Source organism: Mycobacterium sp. (genome assembly GCF_046091765.1).
Lineage (GTDB): Bacteria > Actinomycetota > Actinomycetes > Mycobacteriales > Mycobacteriaceae > Mycobacterium.
In genome coordinates this window covers 85,247-104,172 of sequence record NZ_JBJTCF010000108.1, presented here as the reverse complement: position 1 = coordinate 104,172, position 18,926 = coordinate 85,247, and the positions used below count along the sequence as shown (strand labels likewise).

The following is an 18,926-nucleotide window of genomic DNA, read 5'->3' as shown; positions in this document are numbered from 1 at the left end:
GGCTCGGCGAAGAGCACCCGCGCGAGCACGGCGACCAGCGCGACCCCACAGGCCGACCAGACCCCGTAGGCGATCCCGACCGGCATGCCCAGCGACAGGGTCACCCAGAGCAGGGCGAAGGATGCGGAGTAGCCGACCACTGACACCAGGATCCACAGCGGCTTGCGGAACCCCTCGGAGGCGCGCAGGGCCAATGTCGCGCACACCTCCACCAGGATCGCCCCGCCCAGGGCCGCCCACGTCACGGCTCGGTCCGATGCGCTGCGTGCGAGCCGAGCTCGACCAGGAGCACGCCGGCGATGATCAAGCCGATCCCGACCACCACCGCACCGGTGAACGGGTCACCGAAGATCACCGCGGCGACCACCGCGGTGATCGCGGTTCCCAGTGCTCCCCAAATGCCGTAGGCCACGCCGACCGGCATTCCGGCCCGGAACACCTGGCTCAGGAAAACGAAGGCCGCGAGGTAGCCGGCGACGACCACCACCAGCCAGGCGCGGTGGTCGTGGGAGGCCCGCAGGGACAGGGTGCCGGCCACTTCGGTCACGATCGCGCCGAGCAGCAGTGCCCATCTCCGCATCGGCTGTGTCCCCTCATCTCGTGCCGGACCCGCTCGCGCCCGACTCCGGAGGATATCCAGAGCGGCGATCCGCCTGGCTAGACTCGGCGGCGGAGGTTCCTGTGAGTCTGCCCGCGAGTATCAGCGAGTTGGTGTCGGTGCTCCCGCCGCCGATGCGGGATCCGGTGATGTTCGCGATCCCGTTCTTCCTCGTGCTGCTTGGCATCGAGTGGACCGCGGCGCGCACCCTCGAGCATCGCCCCCGGCGTCCGGTCCGCGGGGCCTACCTGGCGCCCGATGCGCGGGCATCGATCGGCATGGGCCTGGTTTCGGTGGCGACCATGGGGGCCTGGAAGTTCCTGGGCCTGCTGATCTATGCGGGCCTGTTCGCCTACGTCGCTCCCTGGCAACTCTCGGCCAACCGCTGGTACACCTGGGTGATCGCCCTGGTGGGCGTTGATGTGCTGTTCTACGCCTACCACCGCGTGGCGCACCGGGTTCGGCTGATCTGGGCCACGCATCAGGCCCACCATTCGAGTCGCTACTTCAATTTCGCCACCGCGCTGCGCCAGAAGTGGAACAACAGCGGCGAGATCATCGCCTGGATGCCGCTGCCGCTGCTCGGCCTTCCGCCGTGGATGGTGTTCACGAGTTTCTCGATCAGCCTGGTCTATCAGTTCTGGATCCATACCGAGCGGATCGGCACCCTGCCGCGCCCGATCGAATTCGTGTTCAACACCCCCTCCCACCACCGGGTGCACCACGGAACGGATCCGCAATACCTGGACAAGAACTACGGGGGAATCCTGATCATCTGGGACCGCCTGTTCGGAACGTTCCAGCCGGAGCTGTTCCGGCCGCACTACGGCTTGAAGGACAGCCCCGCCGGGGCGAACTCCTTCAATATCTGGACGCTGCAGACTCACGAGTACGTGGCCATCGTGCGCGACGTCCGCTTGGCCGGGTGCTGGCGCGACCGGCTCGGCTACGTCTTCGGCCCACCCGGCTGGAGGCCCAACGGCCGCGGCACACACACCCGTAATCCTCTTTCCTCCAACGCGATCGGTTAGCACATGGACGTCAAAGAGACCCTGCTGCCCGGCGTGGGCCTTCGCTACGAGTTCGACAACACCGACGGCGACCGGATCGGCGTGATCGCCCACCGCGGAGGTGACGTCGAGGTCTTCGTCTGCTCGGCGGACACCGACCCAGACCGCGCCCGACGTGTCTTTCGGCTCTCCGAACGCGAGGCCGAGGCGCTGGCCCAGATACTGGGCGCCCCGCGCATGGTCGAGCGATTCGCCGACCTCACCAAGGAGGTCCCGGGACTCGACGCCGGCCAGATCGAGATCGGACCTCAGTCGCCGTATGCGGGGCGGCCGCTGGGTGAGACCAAGGCCAGAACCCGCACCGGCGCCTCCATCGTGGCGATCGTGCGCGGCGAGCAGGTACTGGCGTCACCCGGTCCCGACGAGATCCTGCGCGCCCACGACGTACTCGTGGTGATCGGCACCGACGACGGTATCGCCGGAGTGCGGCAGCTCGTCGACCGGGCTTGAGGCTGTGGCCGTCGCGTCGGGGCTGCTCCTCGAACTCGGCCTGATCCTCGTCGCGCTGACCGTTCTGGGGGCGGCTGCCCGCCGCCTCGGACTGTCCCCGATTCCGCTGTATCTGCTCGCCGGTCTCTTCCTCGGCGAGGGCGGCGTCGCGCCGATGCCCGCGGCGGCCGACTTCGTGGAGACCGGGGCGTCCATCGGAGTGGTGCTGCTGCTGCTCACTCTCGGGCTGGAGTTCTCGGTGGGCGAGTTCACCGAGAGCCTGCGCCGTCATCTGCCGTCGGCCGGCGTCGACCTCGTGCTCAACGCGACTCCCGGCGCGGTTGCGGGCTGGCTGGTCGGGCTCGACGCGACCGGCATCGTGGCGATGGCCGGTGTCACCTACATCTCGTCCTCGGGAGTGATCGCCCGGCTGCTGGGCGACCTCGGCCGGCTCGGCAATCGCGAGACCCCGGCGGTGCTGTCGGTGCTGGTGCTCGAGGACTTCGCGATGGCCGCCTACCTTCCGGTCCTCTCGGTGATGGCCAGTGGCGGCACCTGGCAGCAGGCGGTGCTGTGGACCTCGGTCGCTCTCGGCGCCCTGTGTGTGGCCTTCCTGGTTTCCTACCGCTGGGGCGATGAGGTCGGCCGGGTCCTGGGCCACCCGGAAGACGAACAGTTACTGCTGCGGATCCTGGGACTGACCCTCATCGTCGCGGCAGTCGCCGAACATCTGCACGCGTCGGCTGCGGTGGGCGCGTTCCTGGTGGGGTTGACCCTGACCGGCACGACCGCCGACCGCGCCCGCGCGGTGCTGGGCCCCCTCCGGGATCTGTTCGCGGCGGTGTTCTTCGTCGCTATCGGGTTCTCGGTGGACCCTGCGGATCTGCTTCCCATGCTGCCCTTCGCGCTGGGCCTGGCTGCGGTGACGGCCGCCACCAAGGTGCTCGCCGGCGCCTACGCCGCCCGGCGCGAAGGCGCGGGCCGCCCCGGTCGGCTCCGGGCCGGCACGGCCCTGATCGCCCGCGGCGAGTTCTCCCTGGTGATCATCGGCCTCGCCAGCGCCGGCACCGGCCTGCTGGCATCGGTGGCGACGCCCTACGTTTTCGTCCTGGCCATCGCCGGACCCCTGATCGCCAGGCTCGCCCGCTGAGGATCCCGCCCCGCGGCGTGGCAGCATGAGAACGGTGCGGACGGTATTCGATCGCGATGTCGACCCCGACCTGATCAGTCGCGCTCTGGCCCCGGCGGCGGAGGGATCGATGTGGCTGGACCCCGCGGTCGTCGGAGCCCGCCCCGAGTTCGCGCCGATGACCGGATCGGCCGACTGCGACCTGCTGGTGGTCGGCGGCGGCTACGCGGGGCTGTGGACGGCACTGCGCGCCGCCGAGCGACATCCGGGAGCGTCGGTGATGCTCATCGAGGCCGAGCGGCTGGGCTGGGCCGCCTCCGGACGCAACGGGGGATTCGTCGATGCCAGCCTGACCCACGGCGTGGCGAACGGCAAGGCCCGCTGGCCCGACGAATTCGACCAGCTGCAGCGGCTGGGCGTGGCCAACTTCAGCGCGATGGAAGCCGACATCGACCGCTACGGAATGAAAGCCGAGTGGGAACGCACCGGCATGCTCACCGTCGCGACCGAACCGCACCAGATCGAATGGCTGCAGGAATCGGCAGCCGAAGGCCACGGGCAGTACCTGGATCACGCGGCGGCGCGCACGCAGGTGGACTCACCGACCTTCCTGGCCGCTCTGCTCGACGCCGACGGGTGCGCGATCGTGCATCCGGCACGGCTGGTCTACGAGTTAGCCCGGGTTTGCGCCGAGAAGGGGGTGCGCATCCATGAGGGCACCCGCGCGGTGGGGATCCGCCGCAACCGCAGCGCGGTATCGGATAAGGCCGTCGCCGTCTCGACGTCGGCCGGAGTTATCACCGCCGCGCGGGTTGTGCTGGCCACCAACGTCTTCCGCAGTCTGCTGCGGCGAAATCGGTTCTACACGGTGCCGGTCTACGACTACGTTCTGGCCACCGAACCGCTCTCCGACGATCAACTCGATCGTATCGGTTGGCGGGGTCGCCAAGGGATCAGTGACAGCGCAAACCAGTTCCACTACTACCGGCTGTCGGCCGACAACCGGATCGTGTGGGGCGGTTACGACGCGGTCTATCACTTCGGCCGCCGCGTCGATCCCCGCTACGAGAACCGGCCCGAATCGTTCCGCCGGCTTGCCGCGCACTTCTTCGTCACCTTCCCGCAACTGTCCGACGTCCGCTTCAGTCACCGCTGGGCCGGACCGATCGATACCAACACCCGCTTCTGTGCGCACTGGGGACTCGCCGGAGGGGGACGCATCGCTTACACCAACGGCTTCACCGGCCTGGGACTGTCCGCCACCCGGTTTGCCGCCGACGTCTGCCTGGACCTGCTCGACGGTCGCCCGACCGAACGCACCGACCTGGGGATGGTGCGCTCGCGGCCGTGGCCATTCCCCCCGGAGCCGTTCGCCAGCCTGGGAATCCAGGCCACCCGGTGGTCGCTGGACCGCGCCGACCACAACGGCGGCCGACGCAACCTCCTGCTGCGCGCCCTGGACCGGCTCGGCCTGGGTTTCGACTCCTGAGGGCGGGGTTTTCCCGTAGGCCACCGCGGACCCGCGTTTCCAGTAGGCTCGCGGACGCCCGCCGGAGTGGCCGGGCGACTACATGAAGCCCAGGAGGATGGAACAGTCGTGGGAGACACACTCACCGCAGGACAGAAGCTCAGCAAGGGTGATTCGTTGACGTCGGCCAACGGGGCCTACACCCTGACCATGCAGGACGACGGCAACCTGGTCCTGGCCGCGCGCGGGGAGGCCGTCTGGGCGACCGGGACCGACGGTCAGGGCGTTGTGCGCGCCGAACTGCAGACCGACGGCAACTTCGTGCTCTACACCGCCCAGAAGCCGATCTGGCACAGCGACACCAAGGGCAAGAAGAACGTGAAGCTGGTCTTGCAGGACGACCGCAACCTGGTGCTCTACGCCGCTGACGGCCCGGCCTGGTCGTCGCGGACCGACACCGACGCCCCGCCGCCGGCGGCGGAGGCCGAGGTCGTGGAGGTCGCCCCGGTCAGCGCCGAGGAACCCGCACCGGCCCCGCGCACGCACACCGTCGTCTCTGGCGACACGTTGTTCAACATCGCCAAGCAGTACCTGGGTGACGGCAACCGCTACATGGAGCTGGCCCGGGCCAACAACATCGCCAACCCCGATCACATCGAGGTCGGTCAGGTCATCACGATCCCCTGACCAGGCCTGACCTGCCCTGATCTGTCCTGATCGGCCCCGTCCGGGTCGCCGATGCGGGCCTGTAACGATCGGCGCCGCCAGCCGATACACGGTCGACGCACAATTGCGACCGCGTCGCTGACCGGTCGCCGACCGATCGGGGTATACGGTGACCGCTTTCCGGCGATCCGTCGCAGCCGCCGCGGCGGCCGGGGCAGCCCTCTCGGCGCTCGCGCTGGCTCCCACCGCCGCCGCCCAGTCCGGCGTGCTGGTCTATCCGGGCATGGAGATCCGGCAGAACGCGACCGTGTGCACCCTCGGATTCGTGGACGTGGCGGCGCGAATCGGGTACTCCGCGGGGCACTGCCGGGGCGAGGGCCCGGTCACCGACCGCAACGGCAGGGTCATCGGTGTCGTCACCAACGCCCGCGACAACACCCCCGACGGGGCCGTGGTCCGCACCGACCAGGTGATCGCCGATTACGAGATGATCAAGCTGAACAACTCGGTGACGCTGAGCGATTTCCTGCCCGGCGGCCGGCAACTCATCGCCGCCTCCGCCGCCCCCCTCGCTGCGGGCCATCCGGTGTGCCACTTCGGCATCATGACCGGTGAGAGCTGCGGATCGGTCGAGCGGATCAACAACGGCTGGTTCACCATGGCCAACGGAGTGATCAGCCAGAAGGGTGACTCCGGCGGGCCGGTCTACGCTCTCGGGGCGGACGGCCGCGCGGTGATCGTGGGCCTGTTCAACAGCACGTGGGGCAACCTGCCCGCCGCGGTGGGCTGGAACGAGACCCGGCAGCACCTGCAGGAGGACATGCTCGCCGGCGGCCCCGGGACCGACGCGACCGACGGTAACGAGGTCATCAACGTCGCCGCCACCCAGACCGACTGACCGGCTACGTTCTGGCGGCGCTGCCGACCCGCCGATATCCTCGGGGTATGCCCCGGACGCCAGCATGAGCGGCCTGGACCTTCCCGCAGTCCTCAACAGCGCGGACGTCCGCGAGTGGTCCGACGACGTCGATGTCGTCGTCGTGGGCTTCGGGATCGGCGGTGGTTGCGCTGCGGTCACCGCCGCGGCCGCCGGAGCCAGGGTGCTGGTGCTCGAGCGCGCAGCCGTCGCCGGCGGCACCACAGCGCTGGCCGGCGGCCACTTCTACCTCGGCGGCGGCACGGCCGTGCAGCAGGCCACCGGTCATTCCGACAGCGCTGAGGAGATGTACAAGTACCTGGTCGCGATGTCGCGCGAACCCGAGCACGACAAGATCCGGGCCTACTGCGAGGGCAGTGTGGAGCACTTCGACTGGCTCGAGGACCTGGGTATCGGTTTCGAGCGCAGCTACTACCCGGACAAGGCGGTGATCCAGCCCAACACCGAAGGGCTGATGTACACCGGCAACGAGAAGGTCTGGCCGTTCAAGGACATGGCCGATCCGGCCCCGCGCGGGCACAAGGTCCCGGTGCCCGGAGACACCCAGGGCGCGGCGATGGTGATCGACCTGCTGCTGAAACGCGCCGCCGAACTCGGCGTGCAGATCCGCTACGAGACCGCCGCGACCAATTTGGTGCTCGACGGCGACGCCGTGACCGGAGTGTCGTGGAAACATTTCGACCGGACCGGCGCGATCCGGGCGAAGTCGGTCGTGATCGCCGCCGGCGGGTTCGTGATGAACCCCGACATGGTTGCCAAGTTCACTCCCGAGCTTGCTGAGAAACCCTTTGTTCTGGGCAACACCTACGACGACGGGCTGGGCATCCGATTGGGCGTGTCAGTAGGGGCCGCGACCAAGCACATGGACCAGTCCTTCATCACCGCACCGGTCTATCCGCCGGCGATCCTGCTGACCGGGATCATCGTCAACAAACTCGGTAAACGGTTCGTCGCCGAGGATTCCTACCACTCGCGCACCTCGGGTTTCGTGATGGAGCAGCCCGACCGGGTCGCATTCCTGATCGTCGACGAGGAACATCTGCAGCGCCCGGTCTTTCCTCTGATCAAGTTCATCGACGGCTGGGAGACCGTGGCGGAGATGGAGTCCGATCTGGGCATTCCGGCGGGCAACCTGGTCGCCACCCTCGAGCGCTACAACAGCAACGCGGCCAAGGGGGAGGACCCGGACTTCCACAAGCAGCCCGAATTCCTCGCGCCGCAGGATCATGGGCCGTGGGCGGCTTTCGACCTGTCGCTCGGCAAGGCGATGTACTCGGGTTTCACTGTCGGAGGTCTGGCCACCAGCGTCGACGGGCAGGTCCTGCGCGAGGACGGCAGCCCGATTGCCGGCCTGTACGCGGCGGGAGCCTGCGCGTCGAACATCGCCCAGGACGGCAAGGGCTACTCCAGCGGTACCCAGTTAGGGGAGGGGTCGTTCTTCGGCCGTCGCGCCGGCGCGCACGCGGCCGCACGCGCGAAGGCCGGCTAGACCCCGGCTGTTTCGGCGCGGCGGTCCAGTTCCCAGCCGCCGCCACCCAACAGGCGCAGGTGGTGATCGTGATGCTGCTCGACGGTGCTGCGGTGGGTGACCGACACGACGATGCACTGCGGGATGCGCTCGCGCACCAACCGGTAGAGGGCGAACTCCTGGTTCTCGTCGACCGCCGATGTGGACTCGTCGAGGAAGAGCACCTTCGGCTTCTGCAGCAGCACGCGGGCGAACGCGATGCGCTGCTGCTCGCCCGGCGAGAGCACCTTCGCCCAGTCCTGGACGTCGTTGAGCTGACGGCCCAGATGCCCCAGCGCGACGTCGTCGAGGGCGGCGAGCAGGTCCTCGTCGGGGATCGCAGCCTCGACATCGGGATAACTGAGGACCGCACGCAGGTCACCGAGCGGCAGATAGGGAGTCTGCGAGAGGAACATCGCACCGTCGTCCCCGTCGGGTCGGCGCAGCGTGCCCGAACTGCACGGCCACAGTCGGGCGATGCTGCGCAGCAGAGTGGTACGCCCGCAGCCGGATCGACCGGTGATGACCAGCGCCTCACCGGGCTCCAGTCGCAGATTCAGATCGTCGACGAGTTGCTCGCCGTTGGTCTTGCGTACCTCCAAGTCGCGCAGTTCCAGGGCGCCATCGGAACTGGTTTCGGCCGCAAGCCGGGGCAGCCTGCGCGCCTGCGCGTTGGCATCGACCAATCCATCCAGCCGGATGATGGTCGCCCGGTAAGCGGCGAACGAGTCGATGATGAAGCGGAAGAACGCCAGTGAGTCGTGGACGTTACTGAACGCGCTCGCCGACTGGTTGACGTCGCCGAAGTTGATCTGCCCGGCGAACAGCCGGGGTGCCTGCACCACGAGCGGCAGCGGGGTGATGATCTGGGTCATCGCGAGATTCCAGCCCAGCAGCGCCAAGCTTCGCGACACGTAGCCGCGGTAGTTGTCGATGATGGCCATGAATCGTGATCGAAGCACCTTTTTCTCGGCCCGCTCGCCGCGATAGAAACCGATGGCCTCCGCCGCGTCGCGCAGCCGCACCAGGGCGTAGCGGAACGCGGCGTTGGTGAGTTCGTTGCGGAAGCTGTAGCGGATCAGTGGTTTACCGATCCAGAATGCGATCACGGTGGTGGCGGCCACGTACAGCAGACAGATCCAAAACAGCGCGTGACCCAGAGTGAACCCGAACAGGGTCAGGGGTCCGGACAGGTTCCACAAGATGGGTGCGAAGGCGACCACCGAGACCACCGAGTTGATCGACCCGAACAGCAGGGTCGTCGATGTGCCGACCGTGGGCTTGTTCATGTCCGGCCCCACGCCGGCGGTGAAGATGTCGATGTCGAGTTGGATGCGCTGGTCGGGGTTGTCGATCGGTTCGTCGATGAAGCGACCGCGGTAACAGGCCTCCTCATCGACCCAGTCGCCGGTGAGTCGGTCGGTCAGCCATACCCGCCAGCGGATGATGAACCGCTGCGTGAGGTAGATGTCGATGATCTGGCGGGCGATGAACACCGCGGCGATCAGGAAGAAGACCGCGATCGCCGTCCAGAATCCCCCGATGCCAGACTGCCGCACCTCCTCGTTTCCGGCACCTGCCCCCTCGAAGGCCACCTGCAGGGCGGAGTAGAGATCGTTGGCCTGGTAGCTCAGCAGCACCAGCAGGCGCACCGAGATTATGGTGGAGAACAGCAGTACTCCCAGCCAGGCCCACACCGCGACACTGGCGCGGCCGGTGAAGTAGCCGCCGGTGACTCGCCAGAACTGGCGACCCCACGTGGTGTAGCGGGCCAGCAACACCAGCACGATCACCGTGAGCACCGCGGTGATCACCCAGGCCTTCCCCGACCACAGCAGAGAGTTGCGCATCTCGTGTGTCCAGTCCAGCGACGGCTTGTACATCTCCATGGACGTTCTCCTCCGAGTGTTTCCGCCGAGCGCGGGTGTGAGCCGGCCTCAGACGCCGGCGGGTTGGCCTTCTAGTGGCCCGAGTCGCCATGCTCCCTCGCCGAGCAACTCCAGGTGCTTCTGGTGATGGACCTCGACGGTCGGGCGGTGACTGACGCTGACCAGGATGGTGTCCGGCAATTCGGTGCGCACCAGGTCATAGACCGCGTATTCCAGTCCCTCGTCCAGTGCCGAGGTGGCCTCGTCGAGGAAAACCGCCTTCGGCTTGGTGAGCAGGATCCGCGCGAACGCGATCCGCTGTTGCTCGCCGGGAGAGAGCAGCTTGGCCCAGTCCTGCTCCTCGTTGAGCCTGCCGGCCAGATGGGGCAGGGCGACCTTGGACAGCACCTCCTGCAGTTCCTCGTCGGCGATCTCGCCGGATTCGGCCGGGTAGGACACGACCGTGCGCAGATCGCCCAGTGGTACGTAGGGCATCTGCGAGAGGAACATCGTCTCGCGTTCCTCCAGTGGCCGGCGCAGCGTGCCGGACGTGTACGGCCACATCTGGGCGAGGCTGCGCAGCAGGGTGGTCTTGCCCACCCCGGATCGCCCGGTCACCACCAGTCCGTCGCCAGGATCCAGTCGCAGATCCAGCGGATCGAGCAGTTGGCTGCCGCTGGGCGTGCGGACTTCGACCTGGTCGAGTTGCACCGACCCGTCGGCGCTGGCGACGGTTTCCAGGCTGGGCAGTTCGCGGGCGACGTCATTGGCGTCGACAAGTCCGTTGAGCCGGATGATCGCGGCGCGATAGGCGGCGAACTGGTCGTAGGCATTGCGGAAGAACGACAGCGAGTCGCTGATGTTGGAGAACGCACTCGAGGACTGCGTGACGTCACCGAAGTCCATTTCCCCCTTAAACAGCCTCGGCGCCTGCACAATCAGCGGCAGGGGAGTGATGATCTGACTCATCACCAGGTTCCAGCCGGTGAACTGAAGAGTCCGGCGCACGTAGCGCCGATAGTTGGCGATGATGCTGTCGAATCTGCCCCGCAACAGTCGTCGCTCGGTCTTCTCGCCGCGGTAGAAACCGACCGCCTCGGCGGCGTCGCGCAGACGCACCAGGGCGTAACGGAATGCGGCGTTGGTGGACTCGTTGCGGAAACTCAGCCGGATCAGCGGCCTGCCTATCCAGAATGCCACCACGGTCGCGAAGAACACGTAGACGAACGCCACCCAGAACAACGCCCGGTCGAGGGTGAACCCGGCGATGGTGACCGGGCCGGATAGCCGCCACAGAATCGGTACGAACGACACCACGGTGGCGACCGACTGGATCGAGCCGAACAGCAGGGTTGCCGAGGTCCCCACCGTCGGGCTGTTGGCATTACCCCCGACTCCGGTGGTGAAGATGTCGACGTCCTGCTGAAGGCGCTGATCGGGGTTGTCGGTCATGGTGTCGGTGAATCTGGCGCGGTAGTAGGCGCGGCCGCCCAGCCAGTCGCCGGTCAGCCGGTCGGTCAGCCAGGTTCGCCACCGGATGATGAAGCGCTGGGTCAGATAGATGTCGAGCATGGCGCGGCTGATGTAGATCGTGGCCAGGATCGCGAAGATGCCCAGCGCTGTCCAGAATCCGCTGACCGCCACCGACCGGGCTTCCTCGTTGCCGGCGGCGTTGGCCTCGAAGGCCGACTGCAGTGCCGTGTACAGGTCGTTGCCGAAGTAGCTGAGCAGCACATTGATCCGGACCGAGATCATGGTCGACAGCAGCAGCACCGCAAGCCAGATCCAGATGACGACACTGGGGCGCCCGGTGAAGTAGGCGCCGGTGATGCGCCAGTATTGCCGTCCCCAGACCGTGACGCGCGCCAGCAAAGCCAGCACCAGCACGGTGATGACCGCGCAGATCGCCCAGGCCCGCAGGATCCACCACAGCGACGGGACCAGCTCGGCCGACCAGTTCATCGACGGGGCGTACATTTCCACCGCGATCTCCTCCCTGTGGCGCCGCGTGCCGGCGCACACCGGTATCCCGGCGAAAGCTACCGCAGGGGGTTACCGGCCATCCAAGGATCGCGGTTAGGCTCAGCCGATGGGCAGCCAAGCCGCGGTGGACACCGCCTCCGGTGCGTCCGGAGATCTCCTCGGCGCCGGCCGGCTGATCGCCCGCCGGCTGCGTGCCAGCGGGATCGACACCATGTTCACCCTCTCCGGCGGCCATCTGTTCTCGATCTACGACGGGTGCCGGGCCGAGGGGATCCGGTTGATCGACACCCGGCACGAGCAAACGGCGGCCTTCGCGGCCGAAGGCTGGTCGAAGGTGACCCGGGTGCCGGGGGTGGTGGCGCTGACGGCGGGTCCGGGCGTCACCAACGGCATGAGCGCGATGGCGGCCGCCCAGCAGAACCAGTCGCCCCTGCTGGTGCTCGGCGGGCGGGCCCCCGCGCTGCGGTGGGGGATGGGATCGCTGCAGGAGATCGACCACGTGCCGTTCGTGGCGCCGCTGACCCGCTACGCCACCACCGCCCAGTCCGCTGCCGCGGTCGGGGACCGCATCGACGACGCGTTGCGCGCCGCGGTCGGCGTCCCCTCCGGGGTCGCTTTCGTCGACTTTCCGATGGATTACGTGTTCGGCGAGGCACACGATCGCGGGGAGCCCGGCGCTCTCGGCGAGCGCCAGGCCGAGACCGCCGCCGATCCGGCGGCGGTGGACCGCGCGATCGAACTGCTGGCGCGGGCGGCCCGGCCGGTGATCATGGCCGGGACGAACGTGTGGTGGGCGCATGCCGAGGACGCGCTCACCCACCTGGCCGAAAAGCTGCGGATTCCGGTGTTCGCCAACGGGATGGCGCGCGGGATCGTCGGTGCCGACCGTGAGCTGGGATTCGCCCGAGCGCGATCGACCGCTCTGGCTCACGCCGACGTGGCGCTGGTGGTGGGGGTGCCGATGGACTTCCGGCTCGGGTTCGGCGCGGTCTTCGGCGCCGACACCGAACTGATCGTCGCCGACCGGACCGCGCCGGCCGCCGTTCACCCGCGCAGCGTGGCCGCCGGACTCTACGGCGATCTCGCGGCCACCCTGACCACGCTCGCCGGTGGAACCGCCACCGCCCACGAGGAGTGGATCGGGACGCTGCGCACCGGCGAAACCGCGGCCCGGGCAGCCGAGGCCGCCGAGCTCGCCGACGACCGCACGCCACTGCACCCGATGCGGGTGTATGCCGAGTTGCTGCCGCTGCTGGACCGCGACGCGATCATCGTCGTCGACGCCGGGGACTTCGGGTCCTACGCCGGTCGGGTGATCGACAGCTACGTGCCGGGCGCGTGGCTCGACAGCGGGCCCTTCGGGTGTCTGGGCTCGGGACCCGGATACGCGCTCGCGGCCAAACTGGCCCGCCCGGACCGGCAGGTGGTGCTGTTGCAGGGCGACGGCGCGTTCGGGTTCTCCGGGATGGAGTGGGACACCCTGGTCCGGCACGGCGTTCACGTGGTGTCGGTGGTCGGCAACAACGGCATCTGGGCGCTGGAGAAGCATCCGATGGAGATGCTCTACGGCTACTCGGTGGTCGCCGAGTTGCGCCCGGGAACCCGCTACGACGAGGTGGTGCGGGCGCTCGGCGGACACGGCGAGCTGGTGTCCGCGCCCGAGGAGTTGCGACCCGCGCTACGCCGCGCATTCGACAGCGGCCTGCCCGCCGTGGTGAACACCCTGACCGACCCGTCGGTCGCCTACCCGCGCCGGTCGAATCTGGCGTGAGCACCGGCCGCCGGTACGGTTGACGGGTGGCGAAGAAATCACCGACCGAGGGCCAGGGGCGGTTGGCGCGGGGCTTCTGGCGGCTTCTCGGAGCCAGCACCGAGAAGGACACCAACCAGTCGATGACGCAGGTGGAGGCCGCGGCGCAGTTCGACGACAAGGCCCGCGGTCTCGATGACCCGCAGCTGACCAAGGCGGCGCAGCTGCTCGAACTCCGCGAATTGTCCGATGCGGCCGACATCCCGCAGTTCCTGTCCATCGCGCGGGAGGCTTCCGAACGCACCACCGGCCTGCGGCCGTTCGACGTGCAGTTGCTCGGGGCGCTGCGGATGATGGCCGGCGACGTCATCGAGATGGCGACCGGTGAGGGTAAGACGCTGTCGGGTGCGATCGCCGCGGCGGGCTATGCGCTGGCTGGGCGCAGCGTCCACGTCGTGACGATCAACGACTACCTTGCCCGCCGTGACGCCGAATGGATGGGCCCGCTCATCGAGGCGATGGGGCTGACGGTCGGCTGGGTGACCGCCGAGTCCACCGCCGCCGAACGCCGGGCCGCCTACCGCTGCGATGTCACCTACGCCTCGGTCAACGAAATCGGCTTCGACGTTCTGCGCGACCAGCTCGCGGCCGATGTGGCCGACCTGGTCTCGCCGAATCCTGACGTGGCCCTGATCGACGAGGCCGACTCGGTGCTGGTCGATGAAGCCCTGGTGCCGCTGGTCCTGGCCGGCACCACCCACCGCGAGATCCCCAAGCCCGAGATCGTGGCGCTGGTCGGTCAGCTGGTCCCGGCGGTGGACTACGAGACCGACGCCGACAACCGCAATGTCCACCTCACCGAGGAAGGCGCCCGCAAGGTCGAAAAGGCCCTGGGCGGGATCGACCTATACTCCGAGGAACACGTGGGCACCACCCTGACCGAGGTCAACGTCGCCCTGCACGCCCAGGTACTGCTGCTGCGTGACGTGCATTACGTCGTGCGCGACGGTGCCGTGCAGTTGATCAACGCCTCGCGGGGCCGGATCGCCGCGCTGCAGCGCTGGCCGGACGGGCTCCAGGCCGCTGTCGAGGCCAAGGAGGGCATCGAGACCACCGAGACCGGCGAGGTGCTCGACACGATCACGGTCCAGGCGTTGATCAATCGCTACCCGACCGTGTGCGGGATGACCGGCACCGCGCTGGCCGCCGGCGAGCAGCTGCGCCAGTTCTACACACTCGGGGTTTCCCCGATTCCACCGAACACGCCCAACATCCGCGAGGACGAACCCGATCGGGTCTACATCACCGCCGATGCCAAGAACGACGCGATCATCGACCACATCGTCGAGGTGCACGCCAGCGGCCAGCCGATCCTGGTCGGCACCCAGGACGTCGCGGAGTCCGAATACCTGCATGCCCGGCTGGTGCGCCGGGGCGTGCCCGCCGTCGTGCTCAACGCCAAGAACGACGAAGAGGAGGCGAGGGTGATCGCCGAGGCCGGCACGCTCGGCGCGGTGACGGTGTCAACCCAGATGGCCGGGCGCGGAACCGACATCCGGCTCGGCGGATCCGCCGGCGGTGACTCCGCGGAGAGCGGGCGGATCGCCGAGCTCGGCGGGCTGCATGTGGTGGGCACCGGCCGGCATCGCACCGAACGGCTGGACAACCAGCTTCGCGGCCGGGCCGGCCGGCAGGGCGACCCCGGATCCTCGGTGTTCTTCTCCAGCTGGGAGGACGACGTCGCCACCGCCCATCTGGAACCGGCCAAACTCCCGACCGAATGCGACGAGACCGGGCGCATCACCAGCCCGAAGGCCACCGCTCTGCTCGATCACGCCCAGCGGGTGGCCGAGGGCAGGCTGCTCGACGTCCATGCCAACACCTGGCGCTACAACCAGCTGATCGCCCAGCAGCGGGCGATCCTCGTCGAGCGGCGCAACACACTGCTGAGCACACCGGCCGCGCGCGAGGAACTCGAGGAGCTTTCCCCGCAACGGTATGCCGAGCTGTCCGAACGGATTTCCGAGGACGACCTCCAGCGGATCTGCCGGCGCATCATGCTGTTTCATCTCGATCGCGGATGGGCCGATCATCTTGCCTATTTAGCTGACGTCCGGGAGAGCATCCACCTGCGCGCCCTGGGCCGGCAGAATCCGCTCGACGAGTTTCACCGTCTCGCCGTGGATGCGTTCACCCATCTGGCCGCCGATGCGATCGAGGCATCCCAGCAGACGTTCGAAACGTCCGACATCATCGATGACCAGACCCATGGCGAACTCGGCCTCGACCTGTCCAAACTTGCCCGGCCGACGTCGACGTGGACCTACATGGTCCACGACAACCCGTTGCGCGACGACGCACTGTCCGCGCTGAGCCTGCCCGGGATCTTCCGCTGAGCAACGGCGAGGTCGCGCGCATGCAGCAACGGGTGTGGACGATCCCCAACGTCCTGAGCGTGGTCCGGCTGATACTGCTGCCGCTGTTTCTCTACCTGCTGCTGGTTGCGCACTCCTACGGTCCCGCCGTGGCGATCCTGATGTTCAGCGGGGTCTCGGACTGGGCCGACGGCAAGATCGCCCGGCTGGTCGACAACCAGTCCTCGCGGCTGGGCGAACTGCTGGATCCGCTGGTCGACCGGGTGTACATGGTCGCGGTCCCGCTGGGCATGGCGCTGGCCGGCGTGGTGCCCTGGCCGGTGGTGGCGCTGCTGATCGGCCGCGACGCGGTCCTGGCCGCCACCCTGCCCGCACTGCGCAGCCGCGGCCTGACCGCCCTGCCGGTCAGCTACGTCGGCAAGGCGGCCACCTTCGCGTTGATGTCGGGATTCCCGCTGGTGCTGCTGGGCCAGTGGGACAGCCAGTGGAGCCGCATCGTCGGAGCCTGCGGCTGGGCCTTCGTGATCTGGGGCCTGGGCATGTACCTGTGGTCCGCGATGCTCTACCTGGTTCAGGTCCGAATGGTGACCCGGGCGCTGCCGAAGGCGCACCCGGCGTGATGGCCACGGGGCGGACGCCCATTACGCTCAGCCCGTCAGCACCCGATCACGACCGTCGAGGAGCCCCGTGAGCGACATCCCCGCCGAACTGCGCTACACCGCCGAGCACGAGTGGGTCCGCCGCACCGGTGACGAGACCGTTCGGGTCGGGATCACCGACTTCGCCCAGTCATCCCTCGGGGACGTCGTGTTCGTGCAACTGCCTGCCGCCGGGGATCAGATCAGCGCCGGTGACACCTTCGGTGAGGTCGAATCCACGAAGTCGGTGTCGGACCTCTACGCCCCGGTGACCGCGACCGTGGCCGCCGTGAACGCCGATCTGGCCGGTGACCCGGGTTTGGTCAACTCTGACCCCTACGGCCAGGGCTGGCTGGTGGAACTACACGCCGCCAGCGACGAACTCGACCGCCAGTGGTCGGCGCTGCTCGACGCCGAGGCCTACCGGCAGACCGTGGAGTAGCCGCAGCGGACCCCCGGGACCCCACCATTCAGCCGTCACCGGCACAAGGGCGACCCCGGCGCGGTACGGTCTCCGGAGACGCGCAGGGCGTCGGCCAGCAGGCCAGTGAGGAGCGGTGGGTGACCGACAGGGACCGGCAGTCCAGCGATGACGCCTTTGACGAAGTCACGGTGGAGACGACCTCCGTCTTTCGCGCCGACTTCCTCAACGACGTGGACGCCCCTGCCGCCCCCGCCGGCGAGACGGCGGTGTCCGGGGTGGAGAGCCTGCCCCTGGGGTCGGCGCTGCTGGTGGTCAAACGCGGCCCCAACGCCGGTTCGCGTTTCCTGCTCGACCAGCCGACCACCTCGGCCGGCCGTCACCCCGACTCCGACATCTTCCTCGACGACGTCACCGTGAGCCGCCGGCACGCCGAGTTCCGGCTGGAGGGCAACGAATTCCTCGTCGTCGACGTCGGCAGCCTCAACGGCACCTACGTCAACCGGGAGCCCGTCGACGCGGCCACCCTGGCCAACGGCGATGAGGTCCAGATCGGAAAGTTCCGGCTGGTCTTCCTGACCGGCGCCAAGCCCAACCGCGGCGAACCGGGTGCCGGTGGCGCGTAACGGGGCAGCGCAAGCCCGGTGACCGCGCCCGAGAGCCCAGAACCGGTCGGGATGTCGATCGGTGCCGTCCTGGACCTGCTGCGCCCGGATTTCCCGGATGTGACGATCTCCAAGATCCGGTTCCTCGAAACCGAGGGCCTGGTCACCCCGGAGCGCAGCCCGTCGGGCTACCGGAGGTTCACCGCCTACGACTGCGCCCGGCTGCGCTTCATCCTGACCGCGCAGCGCGACCACTATCTGCCACTGAAGGTCATCAAGGCGCACCTCGACCAGCAGCCGGACGGCGAGTTGCCCCGGCAGGACCCCGCCCACGGGGCATACCGCCCGCCGCGGCTGGTACCGGTCGGCAGCACCGACACCGATGCGCCGGCCGAGCCGCTGAATCACATCCGGCTGAGCCGAGAGGATCTGCTCGAGCGGTCCGGGGTGGGCCCGGAGCTGGTGAACGCGCTGTGCAAGGCCGGCGTCATCACCACCGGCGCGGGCGGATTCTTCGACGAGCACGCGGTCGTCATCGCCCAGTGCGCCCAGGCGCTGGGCGAATACGGCGTCGAACCCCGCCACCTGCGCGCGTTCCGGTCGGCCGCCGACCGGCAGTCCGACCTGATCGCCCAGATCGCCGGACCGGTCGGGAAGGCCGGCCGAACCGGCGCCCGCGACCGCGCGGACGACCTGGCCCGCGAGGTCGCCGCCCTGGCGATCACGCTGCACACCTCGCTGATCAAGTCCGCCGTCCGAGACGTTCTGGACCGGTGAGGACTAGACTTACGGCCAGGTTCGCGTGGAGGTCGACTAATGGCTGAGGTTCGAGTGGTGGGCATCCGGATGGAGCAGCCCGCCAACCAACCGGTCCTGTTGCTGCGCGAATCCGAGGGCGATCGCTACCTGCCGATCTGGATCGGCCCCACCGAGGCGAACGCGATCATTCTCGAACAGCAGGGCGTGGAACCTGCGCGACCGCTGACCCACGACTTGTTCCGTGATGTCATTGGTGCCCTTGGTCATTCGCTGAAGGAAGTGCGCATCGTCGATCTCCAGGAGGGCACCTTCTACGCCGACCTGGTCTTCGATCAGGGTGTCCGGGTGTCGGCCCGTCCCTCGGACTCGGTCGCCATCGCGCTGCGGATGGGTGTGCCGATTTTCGTCGAGGAGGCCGTCTTGGACGAGGCCGGCCTGCTGATCCCGGACGAGAACGACGAGGAGTCGGCCGGCGCGGTCCGCGAGGACGAGGTCGAGAAGTTCAAGGAGTTCCTCGACAGCGTCTCCCCGGACGACTTCAAGGCCACCTGAACTCTGCGTCCGGTTTGGCAGATCACGGACGCGTCTCATCTGACGCTCCGGCCTCGACACGCCCGGCGGATACCGGCAAGCCGCCACGTTGGCCGCCATACTGGTTCTGCGCCGACGGACGCGACAGTTCGCCGGTGAGGCGTATGCTCAGACCTCGGCAGAACGCAGTCG

At 68.3% G+C, this 18,926-nt stretch carries 18 protein-coding genes; 14 read left to right on the top strand and 4 right to left on the bottom strand.

Annotation, left to right across the window (positions count from 1 at the left end; genetic code table 11):
- A partial coding sequence (locus tag ACKOB8_RS12205) for a DMT family transporter (protein ID WP_526377553.1) occupies positions 1 to 245 on the bottom strand: 245 nt, incomplete at its 3' end.
- Entirely contained in the window at positions 242 to 580 is a 339-nt protein-coding gene (locus ACKOB8_RS12200; RefSeq protein ID WP_526377551.1) for a DMT family transporter, read from the bottom strand. The genes ACKOB8_RS12205 and ACKOB8_RS12200, both read right to left, overlap by 4 nt.
- A gap of 152 nt (positions 581 to 732) precedes the next feature.
- Here ACKOB8_RS12200 and ACKOB8_RS12195 point away from each other — a divergent pair, with 152 nt between their 5' ends.
- The 7 genes from ACKOB8_RS12195 (at position 733) to ACKOB8_RS12165 (ending at position 7,786) form a co-directional block, all read left to right on the top strand.
- Positions 733 to 1,629, top strand: a complete 897-nt coding sequence (locus ACKOB8_RS12195; protein WP_526377569.1) for a sterol desaturase family protein — start codon at positions 733 to 735, stop codon at positions 1,627 to 1,629.
- 3 nt (positions 1,630 to 1,632) lie between these two features.
- Positions 1,633 to 2,118, top strand: a complete 486-nt coding sequence (locus ACKOB8_RS12190; RefSeq protein ID WP_526377549.1) for a cation:proton antiporter regulatory subunit — start codon at positions 1,633 to 1,635, stop codon at positions 2,116 to 2,118.
- Positions 2,119 to 2,122: 4 nt separating this feature from the next.
- Complete coding sequence (locus ACKOB8_RS12185) at positions 2,123 to 3,247, top strand: cation:proton antiporter (protein ID WP_526377547.1); 1,125 nt, start codon at positions 2,123 to 2,125, stop codon at positions 3,245 to 3,247.
- Positions 3,248 to 3,281: 34 nt separating this feature from the next.
- Positions 3,282 to 4,715, top strand: a complete 1,434-nt coding sequence (locus tag ACKOB8_RS12180) for an NAD(P)/FAD-dependent oxidoreductase (protein WP_526377545.1) — start codon at positions 3,282 to 3,284, stop codon at positions 4,713 to 4,715.
- Positions 4,716 to 4,823: 108 nt separating this feature from the next.
- Positions 4,824 to 5,381, top strand: a complete 558-nt coding sequence (locus ACKOB8_RS12175; protein WP_526377543.1) for a LysM peptidoglycan-binding domain-containing protein — start codon at positions 4,824 to 4,826, stop codon at positions 5,379 to 5,381.
- 148 nt (positions 5,382 to 5,529) lie between these two features.
- Positions 5,530 to 6,258 (top strand): Rv1815 family serine proteinase, encoded by a 729-nt coding sequence (locus ACKOB8_RS12170; protein ID WP_526377541.1) that lies wholly within the window; start codon positions 5,530 to 5,532, stop codon positions 6,256 to 6,258.
- 64 nt (positions 6,259 to 6,322) lie between these two features.
- The gene (locus ACKOB8_RS12165) at positions 6,323 to 7,786 is read left to right on the top strand and encodes an FAD-binding protein (RefSeq protein ID WP_526377539.1); all 1,464 of its coding nucleotides are present in this window, start codon (positions 6,323 to 6,325) and stop codon (positions 7,784 to 7,786) included.
- Here ACKOB8_RS12165 and ACKOB8_RS12160 read toward each other — a convergent pair.
- The gene (locus ACKOB8_RS12160; protein ID WP_526377537.1) at positions 7,783 to 9,693 is read right to left on the bottom strand and encodes an ABC transporter ATP-binding protein/permease; all 1,911 of its coding nucleotides are present in this window, start codon (positions 9,691 to 9,693) and stop codon (positions 7,783 to 7,785) included. The two genes, ACKOB8_RS12165 and ACKOB8_RS12160, sit on opposite strands and share 4 nt — an antisense overlap.
- A 48-nt stretch (positions 9,694 to 9,741) precedes the next feature.
- Positions 9,742 to 11,661 (bottom strand): ABC transporter ATP-binding protein/permease, encoded by a 1,920-nt coding sequence (locus ACKOB8_RS12155; protein ID WP_526377567.1) that lies wholly within the window; start codon positions 11,659 to 11,661, stop codon positions 9,742 to 9,744.
- A gap of 100 nt (positions 11,662 to 11,761) precedes the next feature.
- Here ACKOB8_RS12155 and ACKOB8_RS12150 point away from each other — a divergent pair, with 100 nt between their 5' ends.
- The 7 genes from ACKOB8_RS12150 to ACKOB8_RS12120 all read left to right on the top strand — a co-directional run bounded on the left by ACKOB8_RS12150 (position 11,762) and on the right by ACKOB8_RS12120 (position 18,755).
- Entirely contained in the window at positions 11,762 to 13,426 is a 1,665-nt protein-coding gene (locus tag ACKOB8_RS12150) for an acetolactate synthase (protein WP_526377535.1), read from the top strand.
- A 26-nt stretch (positions 13,427 to 13,452) separates the two neighbouring features.
- Positions 13,453 to 15,801 carry an accessory Sec system translocase SecA2 gene (secA2, locus tag ACKOB8_RS12145; protein WP_526377533.1) on the top strand — a complete coding sequence of 783 codons (2,349 nt, stop codon included), beginning with the start codon at positions 13,453 to 13,455 and terminating at the stop codon, positions 15,799 to 15,801.
- A gap of 20 nt (positions 15,802 to 15,821) precedes the next feature.
- Complete coding sequence (locus tag ACKOB8_RS12140; RefSeq protein ID WP_526377531.1) at positions 15,822 to 16,400, top strand: CDP-alcohol phosphatidyltransferase family protein; 579 nt, start codon at positions 15,822 to 15,824, stop codon at positions 16,398 to 16,400.
- A 67-nt stretch (positions 16,401 to 16,467) separates the two neighbouring features.
- Entirely contained in the window at positions 16,468 to 16,860 is a 393-nt protein-coding gene (gene gcvH / locus ACKOB8_RS12135) for a glycine cleavage system protein GcvH (RefSeq protein WP_526377529.1), read from the top strand.
- A gap of 119 nt (positions 16,861 to 16,979) precedes the next feature.
- Positions 16,980 to 17,465, top strand: a complete 486-nt coding sequence (garA, locus tag ACKOB8_RS12130) for a glycogen accumulation regulator GarA (RefSeq protein ID WP_526377527.1) — start codon at positions 16,980 to 16,982, stop codon at positions 17,463 to 17,465.
- 18 nt (positions 17,466 to 17,483) lie between these two features.
- Positions 17,484 to 18,221, top strand: coding sequence for a transcriptional regulator FtsR (ftsR, locus tag ACKOB8_RS12125; protein ID WP_526377525.1), 738 nt, complete (start codon positions 17,484 to 17,486; stop codon positions 18,219 to 18,221).
- Positions 18,222 to 18,260: 39 nt separating this feature from the next.
- Complete coding sequence (locus tag ACKOB8_RS12120) at positions 18,261 to 18,755, top strand: bifunctional nuclease family protein (RefSeq protein WP_526377523.1); 495 nt, start codon at positions 18,261 to 18,263, stop codon at positions 18,753 to 18,755.
- Positions 18,756 to 18,926: the final 171 nt, after the last annotated feature.